We start from the raw sequence: 14385 nt of genomic DNA, 5'->3' as shown, positions 1-14385 counted from the left end.
TGCGGGAACCACTGAACGAACGTTAGGAATGATGCTGTGCCGTTGACTGCCGAGGTCAAGGACGAACTGGCCAGGGTCGCCGTGAACCGCAACACGGTCCGCGCCGCCGAACTGGCCACGATCCTCCGGTTCGCTGGTGGTCTGCACGTCATCTCGGGCCGCATCGCGGTCGAGGTCGAGCTCGACACCCGGATCATCGTGCACCGGGTCCGCAAGGACCTCGCCGAGCTCTACGGCGTGCGCAGCGAGGCGTCGGTGGGCTCGTCCGCGTCCGCCCGCCGCGGGACCCGCTACCTGGTCCGCGTGCTCGAGGCGGGGGAGACCCTCGCCCGCCAGACCGGCCTGATGGACGCCCGTCGCCGCCCGGTCCGCGGGCTGCCGAACCGCCTCACGACGGGCAACCGCGAGGACCTCGCCGCCATCTGGCGTGGCGCCTTCCTCGCCTCCGGCACGCTGACCGACCCGGGTCGGGCCGCAGCGCTCGAGGTCACGTGCCCCGGCAACGAGGCCGCGATGGCCCTCGTCGGGGCCGCGTCGCGTCTCGGGGTCGCCGCGAAGGGCCGCGAGGTCCGCGGGGTGCACCGCGTCGTCATCCGCGACGGCGAGGCCATCGGTCAGATGCTGACCGTCATGGGCGCAGCGCGCACCACCGCCGACTGGGAGGAGATGCGCCAGCGTCGCGAGGTCCGCGCGACCGCGAACCGCCTGGTCAACTTCGACGACGCGAACCTCCGCCGTTCCGCGCAGGCCGCCGTGGCCGCCTGCGCCCGGGTCGAGCGTGCGCTCGAGATCCTCGGCGACGAGGTCCCCGACCACCTGCAGTACGCCGGCACGCTGCGCCTGCAGCACCGCGACGCGTCGCTCGACGAGCTCGGCCAGCACGCGGACCCGCCCATGACCAAGGACGCCATCGCCGGCCGCATCCGGCGCCTGCTGGCGATGGCCGACAAGCGGGCCTCCGACCTCGGCATCCCGGGCACCGAAGCGAGCGTTCCCGAGGAGCTCGAAGGGGCCTGAGAGGGGCCTGTCGACCCTGCGGACGGGAGGCGCGGTGCCAGCTGGCACCGCGCCTCCCGTCCGTTTCCCGGCCCGTTCTCGGACCCGTTCCCGGCCTGGTCGGCGACCGTCCGGACGGACCGTCATCCCGCTCGGGCACGCAGTGTCCGACTGCTAGGGTCGTTACGGCGACGTTACGGGGCGTATCGTCCACCACACGCGGGCCCGCCAGGGTGCGCGACTCCCGAAAGCAGCGCCCCCTGGGCGCTCCACACTCACCAGGAGATCCATTGACCGTCAAGATCGGTATCAACGGCTTCGGCCGCATCGGCCGTAACTTCTTCCGGGCCGCCCTCGCGAAGGGCTCCGACCTCGAGATCGTGGCGGTGAACGACCTCACCGACAACGCGTCGCTCGCCAACCTGCTGAAGTTCGACTCCATCACGGGCCGTCTCGGCGTCTCCGTCGAGCTCGACGGCGACAACATCGTCGTCGACGGCAAGGCCATCAAGGTCCTCGCCGAGCGCGACCCCGCCAACCTCCCCTGGGGCGAGCTGGGTGTCGACATCGTCATCGAGTCGACCGGGTTCTTCACCAAGGCCGCCGATGCGCAGAAGCACATCGACGCCGGCGCCAAGAAGGTCATCATCTCCGCCCCGGCCTCGGGTGACGACGTCACCATCGTGCTCGGCGTGAACGAGGACCAGTACGACGCGGCGAACCACCACATCATCTCGAACGCGTCCTGCACCACGAACAGCCTCGCGCCGCTCGCCAAGGTGTTCCACGACAAGTTCGGCATCGAGCGTGGCCTCATGACGACGGTGCACGCCTACACCGCCGACCAGAACCTGCAGGACGGCCCGCACAAGGACCCCCGTCGTGCCCGCGCCGCCGCACTGAACATCGTCCCGACCTCGACCGGTGCCGCCAAGGCCATCGGTCAGGTCATGCCGGAGCTCGCCGGCAAGCTCGACGGCTTCGCGCTGCGCGTCCCGGTCCCCACCGGCTCGATCACCGACCTCACCCTCGAGACCAAGTCCGAGGTCACCGTCGACGAGATCAACGCCGCCTACAAGGAGGCCGCAGAAGGCCCCCTCAAGGGCATCCTGCTCTACAGCGAGGACCCGCTGGTGTCGACCGACATCACCACGGACCCGCACTCCTCGATCTACGACTCCGGCCTGACCAAGGTCATCGGCGGCCTCGTGAAGATCACTTCGTGGTACGACAACGAGTGGGGCTACTCGAACCGCCTCGTCGACCTCACCGAGTACGTCGGCGAGCGTCTGTAACACATGGCCCTCCGCACCCTCGAGGACCTCGGCGACCTCGCCGGCAAGCGCGTCGTCGTCCGCTGTGACCTGAACGTCCCGCTCAAGGACGGCACGATCACGGACGACGGCCGCGTCCGCGCGTCGCTGACCACGCTGAACACCCTCGTCAACGCCGGCGCACGCGTCATCGTGATCTCGCACCTGGGCCGCCCCGACGGGGAGCCCAAGCCCGAGTTCTCGCTCGCACCGGTGGCCCAGCGGCTCTCGGAGCTGCTCGGCAAAGAGGTCACGTTCGTCGGCGAGACCGTCGGCGACGAAGCGACCGCCGCGGCCGGGGCCCTCGAGGACGGTGACGTCCTGCTGCTCGAGAACCTCCGCTTCAACCCGGAGGAGACCTCGAAGGACGCCGCCGAGCGCGGTGCCTTCGCGGACCGCATCGCCGCCCTCGGTGACGCCTTCGTCTCCGACGGCTTCGGTGTCGTGCACCGCAAGCAGGCCTCGGTCTACGAGCTCGCGTCCGCACTGCCCAGCGCAGCCGGTTCGCTGATCGAGACCGAGCTCCGCGTGCTCGAGCGTCTGACCAAGGACCCGGAGCGCCCCTACACGGTGGTGCTCGGCGGTTCGAAGGTCAGCGACAAGCTCGGTGTCATCGACCACATCCTGCCGAAGGTCGACACCCTCTGCATCGGTGGCGGCATGCTCTTCACGTTCCTCGCGGCCCAGGGCCACGGGGTCGCGAAGTCGCTGCTCGAGGCGGACCAGCTCGACGTCGTCCGCGAGTACCTCTCGCGGGCGAAGGAGCTCGGTGTCACCATCGACCTGCCGACCGACGTCGTGGTGGCCTCCGGCTTCGCGGCCGACGCCGACCACGAGACCGTGGCGGCCGACGCCATCGAGTCCTCGTCGTTCGGTACGGACGGCATCGGCCTCGACATCGGCCCGGAGACCGCTGCGCGGTTCGCCTCGGCCGTCTCGGGTTCGAAGACCGTGTTCTGGAACGGCCCGATGGGTGTGTTCGAGTTCCCGGCCTTCGCCGCCGGCACGAAGACCGTCGCGCAGGCGCTGACCGAGGTCGACGGCCTCGGCGTCGTCGGTGGTGGCGACTCCGCTGCCGCCGTGCGGTCGCTCGGCTTCTCAGACGACCAGTTCGGCCACATCTCGACCGGTGGCGGTGCGAGCCTCGAGTTCCTCGAGGGCAAGTCGCTGCCCGGTCTCGAAGCACTGGGGTGGACCGCATGACCCGCACGCCGTTGATCGCGGGCAACTGGAAGATGAATCTCGATCATCTCCAGGCCATCGCCACCGTGCAGAAGCTCGCGTGGACGCTCAAGGACGCCCGGCACGACTTCGACGACGTCGAGGTCGCGGTGTTCCCGCCGTTCACCGACCTGCGGAGCGTGCAGACGCTGATCTCGGCTGACAAGCTGCCGATCCACTTCGGTGCGCAGGACCTGTCGCAGTTCGACTCCGGTGCCTACACTGGTGACGTCTCCGGTGCGTTCCTCGCAGCGCTCGACGCCCAGTACGTCATCGTCGGCCACTCCGAGCGGCGCACGCTGCACGGTGAGACCGACGACGTCGTCGCGGCGAAGACCGCGGCGGCCGTCAAGCACGGCCTCGTCCCCGTGGTGTGTGTCGGCGAGACCGGCGAGCAGCGGGAGGAGCGCGGCGCCGGTGTCGTGCCGGTCGAGCAGCTCCGCGTCGTGCTCGACGCGGTCAAGCCCGCCGACATCGTCGTGGCGTACGAGCCCGTCTGGGCCATCGGCTCCGGCCAGGCCGCCACGGCCGAACAGGCGCAGGACGAGTGCTCGGCGATCCGTCGTGGCATCGCCGCAGCCTGGGGCGACCAGGCTGCTGCCGACACCCGAGTGCTCTACGGTGGCTCGGTCAAGTCGGGCAACATCGCGGGGTTCCTCCGCGAGCCCGACATCGACGGCGCACTCGTCGGTGGCGCTTCGCTCGACGTGCAGGAGTTCGCGGCCATCGCCCGGTTCCGTCAGCACGTCGGGCTGTAGTCCACAGGCGTCGTCGCGGGCAGTCGTCCGCACCACTCCCGTCCAGGTACCGGCCGTGCTCCGCGCGGCCGGTACACTGGTACGGCTGACTGACACGAAAGGTACGTCGTGGCGATACTCTCCGTCGTGCTGCAGGTCCTGCTCGCAATCACGAGCCTCCTGCTCACGCTCCTCATCCTGCTGCACAAGGGCCGCGGTGGTGGCCTCTCCGACATGTTCGGCGGTGGGGTCACGAGCAACCTCGGTGCGTCCGGCGTGGCCGAGCGCAACCTCAACCGCATCACGGTGATCCTCGGTCTGGTCTGGATCGTCTCCATCATCGTGCTCGGTCTCATCAACAAGTTCACGGCGGGGGTCTGATCCATGGCAAGCGGAGGCAGTGCAATCCGAGGGTCTCGCGTCGGCGCGGGACCGATGGGCGAACAGGACCGCGGGGTCCAGGCAGAGCGCGTGGCGATCTCGTACTGGGACGCCCTGGGTAACGAGGTCGTGCGGTACTTCGCCGCGAACCTGCCCGACGAGGAGATCCCCGAGACGGTGGACTCGCCGTCGAGTGGTCTGCCGGCTGGGCGCGACAAGGAGAACCCTCCCGTGGTCTCCAAGACGGAGCCCTACAAGACGCACCTCGCGTACGTGAAGGAACGCCGCACCGAGGAAGAGGCAGCGCAGCTCCTCGAGGACGCGCTCCAGCAGCTCCGAGAGCGTCGCGGCACCGCGGCGAAGAAGAGCTAGCGCACACACGCTGCCGAAGGCCCCTGCACCGATGGTGTGGGGGCCTTTCGTGCGTCCGGGGCGCGGGCGGCTCGCTCGCCGAGTGGTCAGGACACGCCGCGTGCGGAGCGCGGCGGTGGCGCGAACCGTCGGTTGCAGGCGCCGCAACCGACAGTTCGTGCCCACTCGGCGTCGTGCCGTCGGGGAGTCGCGGCAGGTCGGTGCCCGGCCGCGCGCGCCGAGCGACGGTTCGCCGAGGGGTCACGACACGCCGCGTGAGGTGTGTCGAGGTGGCGCGTTCTGTCGCCTGCGGGGCCTGCAGCCGACAGTTCGTGCCCCCTCGGCGTCGTGCCGGCGCGGAGTCGCGGCCGTTCGGCGCCGGGGTGCCGCGTCCGGGTGCCGCGCGGGGTGCAGGTTCACCGAGGGGTCACGACACGCCGCGTGCGGTGCGCCGTGGTGGCGTGTTCTGTCGCACAGGGCGCCCGCGGACGACAGTTCGTGCCCACTCGTCGTCGTGTCGGCGGGGTGTCACGACCACTCGGCGTCGCTCGGCGCCGGGACGCCGCGCGGAGCGGCGGTTCGCCGAGTGGTCACGACACGCCGCGTGCGGTGCGCGGTGGTGGCACGAACTGTCGCCTGCGGCGCCCCGAACCGACAGTTCGTGCCCCCTCGACTCGGGCGCTCGGGCGCGGCGCGCAGTGGGCGCGACCACAGACGGACGGGAGGCCCGGTGCCAGCTGGCACCGGGCCTCCCGTCCGTCAGGAACGCGCGTCTAGTACGTCGACGCGATCAGGTTCTCGGGGACGTCGCGTGCGGCGTCCTGGTCCACGAAGAAGACGGTGCGCTTGCGACCCTGCACGCCACCGACGGGGACGTCCTCGATCGACGCACCGGCGAGGGCCAGCCCGAGGACCGATGCCTTCTCGGCACCGGAGAGGATCACCCAGACGCGCTGCGAGGCGTTGATCACCGGGAAGGTGACGGTCAGACGCTGCGGCGGCGGCTTGGGGGAGTCGTCGACCGACACGACGGCACGGTCGGTGACGGTGAGCTGTGGGAACTCCGGGAAGAGCGAGGCGGTGTGCCCGTCGGGGCCGACACCGAGCAGCGTGATGTCGAAGCGCGGAGCGACGGCACCTTCGGGCGCGGCGTCCTGCAGCTCGCGCTCGTACTGGGTCGCCGCGGCCTCGATGTCGAGCCCGCCGTCCGACGCCGGCATCGGGTGGATGTTCGACGCGGGGATGTCGACGTGGTCGAAGAAGTGGGTCTGCGTGCCGATCGTGTTGCGGTCGGCGTCGTCCGACGCGACCCAGCGCTCGTCGACCCACCAGACGTGCACCTTCGACCAGTCGACGCTCTCGCGCGCCGGCGACTGGCCGATCGCGGCGAGGACGAGGGAGGACACCGAGCCACCGCTGATCGCGATGTCGGCGCGCTCCTGCTCGTCGAGCACGTCGATGATCTTGGTGATGAAGCGTGCGGCGACCGAAGCGCCGAGGGCCTGCTTGTCCGGGTGCACGAGCACCCGCCGTTCGTTGGTCACGTGACTCCCGTGTTCGTGGCGGCCGACCGGTCGTCCGACCGCCTTCGGTCCGGTCGGGCCGCCTGCACCAGACAGGCGGCCCGACCGTGTGGGGTGTTGATCAGCGGGCGATGGTCTCGCGCAGCTGGGGCACCCCGTGCTTGACGACGTCTCCGAAGAGGACGTCCGGGTCGAGTCTACGGAGTTCCTCGGCCAGGCAGTCGCGCAGGTTGCGGCGTGGCAGCGACAGGTCGTGCGTCGGCTGCCCGGGCATCGAGAGCGTGGCGACGTCCACCAGGGAACGCTCGAGCTCGATGGTGCCGGACTCACGGACGAGCTTCACACCGTGGATGCCGCTCGACCCCGTCGCGCGCGGCGACGTGACGACGGACACCGGCACCTGGAGCTGCAGCTGCAGCCAGGCGGCGAGGAGGATCGTCGACGGGCTGTCGGACGCTCCGGAGACCTCGACGGCGGTGATCGGCTCGTACGGCGGCTGGTCGAGCGCCGCGGCGAGCTGGTTCCGCCACAGGGTCAGACGGGTCCACGCGAAGTCGGTGTCGCCCGGTACGTAGGACGCACCGAGTGCCTCGATCGCGCCGTTGGGGTCCTTCTGCGCGGCCGCGTCGGTGATCCGTCGCTGCGCGATGCGGCCGAGGGCCGAGGCCGCGGGCTGCTCGGGAGCGGTCTGCGGCCACCAGGCCACGACGGGTGCGTCCGGCAGCAGGAGGCCGGTGACCAGGCTCTCCTCGTCGGTCGCGGTCTCGCCGTACGCCCGGAGGACGATGACCTCGCTCGCGCCCGCGTCGCTGCCGACGCGGATCTGCGCGTCGAGGCGACCGGGGGACTTCGTGTCACCGCTGTTCTTCGAGACGATGATGACGCGCATCGGGTGCTCGCGGGACGCCTCGTTGGCCGCCTCGATCGCCTCTTCCTCGTGGCCGAGGGCCGTCGAGATGATGAGGGTCAGCACACGGCCGAGGGCGACGGCGCCGCCCTCTTCACGGATGCGGACGAGCTTCTTCTGGATCTTCGACACCGTGGTGTCGGGCATGTCGATCTTCACGGACGCCTCCAGGTCCGACCGTCGCGGGCGAGCAGGGCGTCGGCGGATGCCGGACCCCACGTGCCGGGACGGTACTGCTCGGGCTGGCCCTGCGTGGCCCAGAACTCCTCGATGGGGTCGAGGATCTTCCAGGACAGCTCGACCTCCTGGTGCCGCGGGAACAGCGGCGGGTCACCGAGGAGCACGTCGAGGATGAGTCGCTCGTACGCCTCGGGGGATGCTTCGGTGAACGCGTGGCCGTAGCCGAAGTCCATCGTCACGTCGCGCACCTGGGTGCCGACGCCGGGGACCTTCGAGCCGAAGCGGAGCGTGACGCCCTCGTCCGGCTGGACACGGATGACGAGCGCGTTCTGACCGAGCGGGGACTGCGTGTTGCCGTAGACGTCCTCGGGGACGCGCTTGAACACGATCGCGATCTCGGTCACACGACGACCCAGACGCTTGCCGGCGCGCAGGTAGAACGGGACGCCCTGCCAGCGACGCGTGGCGATGTCGAGCTTGATCGCCGCGTAGGTCTCGGTACCGGACTCCGGGTTCATCCCGGCCTCTTCGAGGAAGCCGAGCACCTTCTCGCCGCCCTGCCAGCCGCCGTCGTACTGCCCGCGGGCAGTGGCGGTCGACAGGTCCTCGGGCAGACGGACGGCGGAGAGCACCTTCTCCTTCTCGGCACGCAGGTCTGCGGCCTTGAACGAGACGGGTTCCTCCATCGCGGTGAGTGCGAGGAGCTGCAGCAGGTGGTTCTGGATGACGTCGCGCGCCGCACCGATGCCGTCGTAGTACGCGGCACGCCCGGCGACGCCGATGTCCTCGGCCATCGTGATCTGCACGTGGTCGACGTAGTTCGAGTTCCAGATGGGTTCGTACATCTGGTTCGCGAACCGGAGCGTCAGGAGGTTCTGGACGGTCTCCTTGCCGAGGTAGTGGTCGATGCGGAACACGTCGTCGGGCGCGAAGACGCTCTCGACGATCGCGTTGAGCTCGCGCGCGGTGCGGAGGTCGGAACCGAACGGCTTCTCGACGACCACGCGGCTCCAGGAGCCCTCGCGCTTCTCGGTCAGCCCGGACAGCTTCAGCTGCTCGGTGACGACCGGGAACATCTTCGGCGGGATGGACAGGTAGAACGCGTGGTTGCCCAGCGTCCCGCGCTCGGCGTCGAGGTCGTCGACGGTGCGCTTGAGCTCGCGGAACGCCTCGGGGTCGTCGAACGAGCCCTGGACGAAGCGGATGCCCTGTTCGAGCTGACGCCAGACGTCCTCGTCGAACGGGGTGCGCGAGTGCTCCTTGACGGCGTCGTGGACGAGCTGGGAGAAGTCTTGGTCCTCCCAGTCGCGACGAGCGAACCCGACGAGCGCGAACCCCGGGGGCAGGAGCCCCCGGTTGGCCAGGTCGTAGACCGCGGGCATCAGCTTCTTGCGTGACAGGTCGCCCGTCACGCCGAAGATGATGAGCGTGCTCGGTCCCGCGATCCGGTTCAGTCGACGATCCGTCGGCAGCCGGAGCGGGTTGTGCTCCGGGGTGATTGCCACCGGTGACATGAGTCGGTGAACTCCTTACGAGTCAGTGGGAGACGGCGGACGCGATCGCCGCGGTGGCGGCGTGGACGTCCGACGTCGTGAGGGTGAGGACCGGCCGGCCGTGCTCGGCGAGGACGCTCGCGTCGCCGGCTGCCTGGGCCCGGAGGAGCTGCCCGAACGTGAACGGCCGACCTGGGATCGCCAGGTCCTCCGCTTCGTCGGCCACGATCTGCAGGAACACTCCCGTGGCGGGGCCGCCCTTGTGGTACTGGCCGGTCGAGTGCAGGAACCGGGGGCCGTACCCGAAGGTGACGGGGCGCTCCGTGCGCGCCGCGATCGCGTCGCGCAGCGACTCGAGACCGCTGTTGGTGGTGCGGTCGACGTACGCCTGCACCGACACGTAGCCGGTTGGGTCGAGTGCGGACAGGAGGCCCGACACGGCTTCCGAGAGCGTCGCACCGACCGCGAGTCCGGGCGTCGCGTGGACGGCGATGCCGTCCTCGGAGAACGCCGGCTCGGCAGGAACGGGGCGGTCGTCGAGCAGCGCGCGGGTCGCGACCTTGGCGGCCTCGACGTCGGGCTGGTCGAACGGGTTGATGCCGAGCAGGCGACCGGCGACCGCGACGGCGTACTCCCAGACGAGGATCTGGCCACCGAGCGTGCCGGTGATCTCGACCTCGCCCTCGGCCACGTGACGCTCGTCCTCGCGCGAACCGACCAGGCGGATGACCTGGACGTCGGGCAGGCCGGCGGTGACCTCGGGGGAGTCCGCGTGCAGCACGACGGGCAGCAGGCCGCGGCCGTCCTTGCCGGTCGACTCCGCGATCAGCTGTTCGACCCAGTCGCCGAAACCGACGATGTGCGTGCCGTCGGGCACGATGGCGATCTTGTCGCGCAGCGGTTCGGTGCCCGCGAGGACCGCACCGAGCACGAGCCCGGGGTTCTCGTCCAGGTCGACCGAGAGCAGCGCGGAGATCGCGTCGGCCTCGTCGAGGAGCTCGGCGATGTCCGCTCCCGCGAGCCCGGACGGCACGAGGCCGAAGGCGGTGAGCGCGGAGTAGCGGCCACCGACCGTGGACTCGGCGGTGAAGACGCGGTAGCCGGCGTCGGTCGCAGCGGCCTCGAGGGCGGAGCCCGGGTCGGTGACGACGACGATGCGGCGCGCCGGGTCGATGCCGGCGTCGCGGAAGGCCTGCTCGTAGACACGGCGCTGCGAATCGGTCTCGAGCGTCGAGCCGGACTTCGACGAGACCACGAGCACGGTGCGCTCGAGGTCGGTCGTCACGGCCGCGCGGACCTGTGCGGGGTCGGTCGAGTCGAGGACCGTGAGGGGCACGCCGGCGGTGCGCGTGATGACCTCGGGTGCGAGGGACGAGCCGCCCATGCCGGCGAGGACGACGTGGTCGACCCCTTCGGCACGGAGCGACTCGCGCAGCGCGGTCACCTCGGCGACGAGCGGGCGGGAGACCGAGACGGCCTCCACCCAGCCGAGGCGCTTCGACGCCTCGGCCTCGGCGGTGGTTCCCCACAGATCAGCGTCCTGGGCGGTGATGCCCGAGGCCACCAGGTCAGCGACGAGCCGCGGGACCACCTGTTCGATGGCCCGCGCGGCGTCGCCGCTGGCTGCGATGGAAACCGTCACTACTTGGCGCCCTCGAGCGCTGCCTTGACGGTGTCGACGAGCTCGCCCCAGGAGACGTTGAACTTGTCCACGCCCTCCTTCTCGAGCAGTGCGACGACCTCGTCGTAGTCGACGCCCTGTGCGGCGAGCTGGTCGAGGACCTGCTGCGCCTGGTCGAACGTGCCGGCGATGGCGTCGCCGTGGATCTCACCGTGGTCGAACGTGGCGTCGAGCGTCTTGCCCGGCATCGTGTTGACGGTGTTCGGGGCGGCGAGCTCGGTCACGTAGAGCGTGTCGGGGAGCGACGGGTCCTTGACACCGGTCGAGGCCCAGAGCGGACGCTGCGTGTTGGCGCCGGACTCGAGCAGGCCGAGGGCACGCTCGGAGGCGAACGCCTCGGTCCAGACCTGGTAGGCGAGCTGCGCGTTGGCGATGCCGGCCTTCGACTTGAGGGCCTTGGCCTCGTCGGTGCCGACGGCGTCCAGGCGCTTGTCGATCTCGGAGTCGACGCGCGACACGAAGAAGGACGCGACCGAGTGGATCTTGGAGAGGTCGTGGCCGGCGGCCTTGGCCTTCTCGAGCCCACCGAGGTACGCGTCGATGACGGCGCGGTAGCGCTCGAGCGAGAAGATCAGGGTGACGTTGACGGAGATGCCGGCGCCGATGACCTCGGTGATCGCCTCGAGACCCTCGAGCGTCGCCGGGATCTTGATGAGGACGTTCTCCTTGCCGACCTTCTCGAACAGGAACTTGGCCTGCTCGATGGTCTTGGCGGTGTCGTGCGCGAGGCCCGGCTCGACCTCGATCGAGACGCGGCCGTCGAAGCCCTTGGTCTCGTCGTAGATCGGCTTGAAGACGTCGGAGGCGTTCGCGACGTCCTGCGTGGTGATCGCGAAGATCGCGTCGGTGACGTCGGTGCCCGCAGCGGCGAGCTCCTTGACCTGCGAGTCGTAGCGCTCGCCCTTGGCGAGGGCGGACGCGAAGATCGTCGGGTTCGTCGTCACGCCGACGACGTTCTTCTGCTCGATGAGCTCGGTGAGCTTGCCGGTTTCGAGGAGCTCGCGGGAGAGGTCGTCGAGCCAGATGCTCACGCCGACCGCGGAGAGGGCGGCGGTGGGGGTGTTCTCAGCCATGTGTTTCTCTTCTTCTTTCATCGACGGGTCCGTGAGGACCGTGAGTCGGGGTTTCGGGGACGGGAGGCCCGTGGCGGAACCGAGCCGGGCCTCCCGGAAGAAGGGCCGGATCCGGAAACCGGACCCGGCCCTTGCAGGTCAGGAAGCTGCGATCGATTCCTTCGCGGCGGCCACGACGTGCTCCGTCGTGAAGCCGAACTCCTTGAAGAGCGTCTGGTAGTCGGCCGAGGCACCGAAGTGCTCGATTGAGACGCTGCGGCCCTTGTCGCCGACGATGTCGCGCCAGCTCATGGCGATGCCGGCCTCGACCGACACGCGAGCGGTGACGTTCTTCGGGAGCACCTGGTCCTGGTAGTTCTCGGACTGGGCGCGGAACCACTCGATCGACGGCGCGCTCACGACGCGGGCGTTGATGCCCTCGGCCTTGAGCTGCTCGCGAGCATCGACCGCGATCTGGACCTCGGAACCGGTCGCGATGAGGATGACGTCCGGGGTGCCGTTGGGCGCCTCGGCCAGGATGTACGCACCCTTGGCGACGTTCTTCGCCGAAGCGAAGACCTCACCGGAGGCGTCACCCTCGCCACGCTCGAACACGGGGAGGTTCTGACGGCTCAGCGCGATGCCGGCCGGGCGGTCGGTGTGCTTGAGCATCTCGAGCCACGCGTACGCGACCTCGTTGGCGTCGGCCGGGCGGACGACGTCGAGACCGGGGATCGCACGGAGCGACGAGACCTGCTCGATCGGCTGGTGCGTCGGGCCGTCCTCGCCGAGGGCGATGGAGTCGTGGGTCCAGACGTAGATCGCCGGCGCCTGCATGAGCGCGGCGAGACGGACCGCCGGACGCATGTAGTCGCTGAAGATGAGGAACGTGCCACCGAAGGGGCGGGTGTTCCCGTGCAGGACGATGCCGTTCAGGATCGAGCCCATGGCGTGCTCGCGGATGCCGAAGTGCAGCACGCGGCCGTACGGGTCGGTGCTCCACGTCGAGGTCGAGGCCTCGGCCGGACCGAAGGATTTGGCGCCCTCGATCGTGGTGAGGTTCGACTCGGCAAGGTCGGCGGAACCGCCCCAGAACTCGGGCATCAGCGGCGCGATGGCGTTGATGACCTTGCCGGAGGCGGCACGGGTCGAGACGGCCTTGTCGGTCGGGAAGACCGGGAGCGCTGCTTCGAGGCCCTCCGGGAGCTCCTTCGACTGGACGCGGTCGAACAGCGCCTTCTTGTCGGCGTTGGCAGCGGCCCACGCGTCGAAGGACTTCTGCCACTCGGCGTGCTCGGCCTGGCCCTTGGCGACGGCGCCGCGGGTGTACTCGAGGACCTCGGGGGCGACCTCGAAGGTCTTCTCGGTGTCGAAGCCGAGGATCTCCTTGAGGCCCTTGATCTCGTCGGCGCCGAGCGCCGAACCGTGGATCTTGCCCGAGTTCTGCTTGGTCGGCGACGGCCAGCCGATGATCGTCTTGAGGACGATGAGCGACGGCTTGTCGGTGACCTGCTTGGCGGCCTCGATCGCGGCGTGGAGCTCCTCGACGTCCTCGGAGTACTCGCCGGTCTTCTTCCAGTCGACGATCTGGACGTGCCAGCCGAGCGCCTCGTAGCGGTCGGCGACGCTCTCCGAGAACGCGATGTCGGTGTTGTCCTCGATCGAGATCTGGTTCGAGTCGTAGAACGCGATGAGGTTGCCGAGCTGCTGACGGCCAGCGAGCGAGCCGGACTCGTTCGTCACGCCTTCCTGCATGTCACCGTCGCCGGCGATCACGTAGGTGTAGTGGTCGAACGGCGACTGGCCGGCCGGGGTCTCCGGGTCGAACAGGCCGCGCTCGAAGCGCTGGGCGTAGGCGAAGCCGACCGAGGACGCGAGGCCCTGGCCGAGCGGGCCCGTGGTGATCTCGACACCGTCGGTGTGGCCGTACTCCGGGTGACCCGGGGTCTTCGAGCCCCACTTGCGCAGGTGCTGCAGGTCGTCGATCTCGAGCCCGTAGCCGTGCAGGTAGAACTGCACGTACTGGAGGATCGAGGCGTGACCGGCGGAGAGGATGAAGCGGTCGCGGCCGATCCAGGTGGAGTCGCTCGGGTCGCGACGCATCACCTTCTGGAAGAGCAGGTGGGCGAGCGGAGCGAGGCTCATCGCGGTGCCGGGGTGACCGTTGCCGGCGGCCTCGACCGAGTCGGCGGCGAGAACGCGGGCCGTGTCGACGGCCTTCCGGTCGATGGCGTCCCAGGTGAATTCAGCCACTTGGATGTTGACCCTTCTTGATGCGACATGTGCGAGGGCTCGTGCCATCGCACGGACATGTGGCCATCCCGGGGCCGAGTCGTGTCGCCGTCTAGCGGCGGCCGACCGGCTCATCGCGGCCGACGTCATCGGGGCGCGCACTGCGGGAGGGCGTGTCCAGCATAGTGACCCGGTACTCAGAAGGGGTTCAGGTGACCCCCGATGTTCACACCGGGGTGGCCGCCGACGGTCGATCCGGGCGTGTCGAGCGCGTCCGGATCACGCCGGGATGTCGGAGCGGGGCACCGTCGCGGCGCT

Annotated in this window: 12 protein-coding genes; 6 read left to right on the top strand and 6 right to left on the bottom strand. The window is 69.8% G+C overall.

Annotated elements, in window-relative coordinates; translation table 11 throughout:
* The first annotated feature begins 36 nt into the window (after nt 1-36).
* From whiA to DEJ29_RS09775, 6 genes are all read left to right on the top strand, one after another.
* Nucleotides 37-1017, top strand: a complete 981-nt coding sequence (gene whiA, locus DEJ29_RS09800) for a DNA-binding protein WhiA (RefSeq protein WP_027465690.1) — start codon at nt 37-39, stop codon at nt 1015-1017.
* A gap of 269 nt (nt 1018-1286) precedes the next feature.
* Nucleotides 1287-2291, top strand: coding sequence for a type I glyceraldehyde-3-phosphate dehydrogenase (gap, locus tag DEJ29_RS09795; protein WP_017887253.1), 1005 nt, complete (start codon nt 1287-1289; stop codon nt 2289-2291).
* Between the two features lie 3 nt (nt 2292-2294).
* A complete protein-coding gene (locus tag DEJ29_RS09790; protein ID WP_111094275.1) occupies nt 2295-3512 on the top strand; it encodes a phosphoglycerate kinase in 1218 nt (405 codons plus the stop codon).
* Nucleotides 3509-4288, top strand: coding sequence for a triose-phosphate isomerase (tpiA, locus tag DEJ29_RS09785; RefSeq protein ID WP_111094294.1), 780 nt, complete (start codon nt 3509-3511; stop codon nt 4286-4288). The genes DEJ29_RS09790 and tpiA overlap by 4 nt, the downstream gene beginning before the upstream one ends.
* Nucleotides 4289-4396: 108 nt before the next feature.
* A complete protein-coding gene (gene secG, locus DEJ29_RS09780) occupies nt 4397-4648 on the top strand; it encodes a preprotein translocase subunit SecG (RefSeq protein ID WP_017887256.1) in 252 nt (83 codons plus the stop codon).
* A 3-nt stretch (nt 4649-4651) separates the two neighbouring features.
* Nucleotides 4652-5020 carry an RNA polymerase-binding protein RbpA gene (locus DEJ29_RS09775; protein ID WP_110862753.1) on the top strand — a complete coding sequence of 123 codons (369 nt, stop codon included), beginning with the start codon at nt 4652-4654 and terminating at the stop codon, nt 5018-5020.
* Between the two features lie 752 nt (nt 5021-5772).
* Here the strand turns inward: DEJ29_RS09775 and pgl are convergent.
* The 6 genes from pgl to tkt all read right to left on the bottom strand — a co-directional run bounded on the left by pgl (nt 5773) and on the right by tkt (nt 14088).
* Nucleotides 5773-6543, bottom strand: a complete 771-nt coding sequence (gene pgl, locus DEJ29_RS09770) for a 6-phosphogluconolactonase (RefSeq protein WP_111094276.1) — start codon at nt 6541-6543, stop codon at nt 5773-5775.
* 100 nt (nt 6544-6643) lie between these two features.
* Nucleotides 6644-7588 (bottom strand): glucose-6-phosphate dehydrogenase assembly protein OpcA, encoded by a 945-nt coding sequence (locus DEJ29_RS09765; protein ID WP_027465684.1) that lies wholly within the window; start codon nt 7586-7588, stop codon nt 6644-6646.
* The gene (gene zwf / locus DEJ29_RS09760) at nt 7585-9123 is read right to left on the bottom strand and encodes a glucose-6-phosphate dehydrogenase (protein WP_027465683.1); all 1539 of its coding nucleotides are present in this window, start codon (nt 9121-9123) and stop codon (nt 7585-7587) included. The genes DEJ29_RS09765 and zwf overlap by 4 nt, the downstream gene beginning before the upstream one ends.
* A 22-nt stretch (nt 9124-9145) precedes the next feature.
* A complete protein-coding gene (locus DEJ29_RS09755) occupies nt 9146-10744 on the bottom strand; it encodes a phosphoglucose isomerase-related protein (RefSeq protein WP_111094277.1) in 1599 nt (532 codons plus the stop codon).
* Nucleotides 10744-11856 carry a transaldolase gene (gene tal, locus DEJ29_RS09750; RefSeq protein WP_071403753.1) on the bottom strand — a complete coding sequence of 371 codons (1113 nt, stop codon included), beginning with the start codon at nt 11854-11856 and terminating at the stop codon, nt 10744-10746. Before tal ends, DEJ29_RS09755 begins: the two co-directional genes overlap by 1 nt.
* A 138-nt stretch (nt 11857-11994) precedes the next feature.
* Entirely contained in the window at nt 11995-14088 is a 2094-nt protein-coding gene (gene tkt, locus DEJ29_RS09745) for a transketolase (protein WP_111094278.1), read from the bottom strand.
* Between the last annotated feature and the right edge of the window lie 297 nt (nt 14089-14385).

The organism is Curtobacterium sp. MCPF17_021, assembly GCF_003234605.2.
Lineage (GTDB): Bacteria > Actinomycetota > Actinomycetes > Actinomycetales > Microbacteriaceae > Curtobacterium > Curtobacterium flaccumfaciens.
The sequence above is the reverse complement of the archived record's forward strand: the minus strand, read 5'-3'. Positions and strand labels throughout refer to the sequence as shown.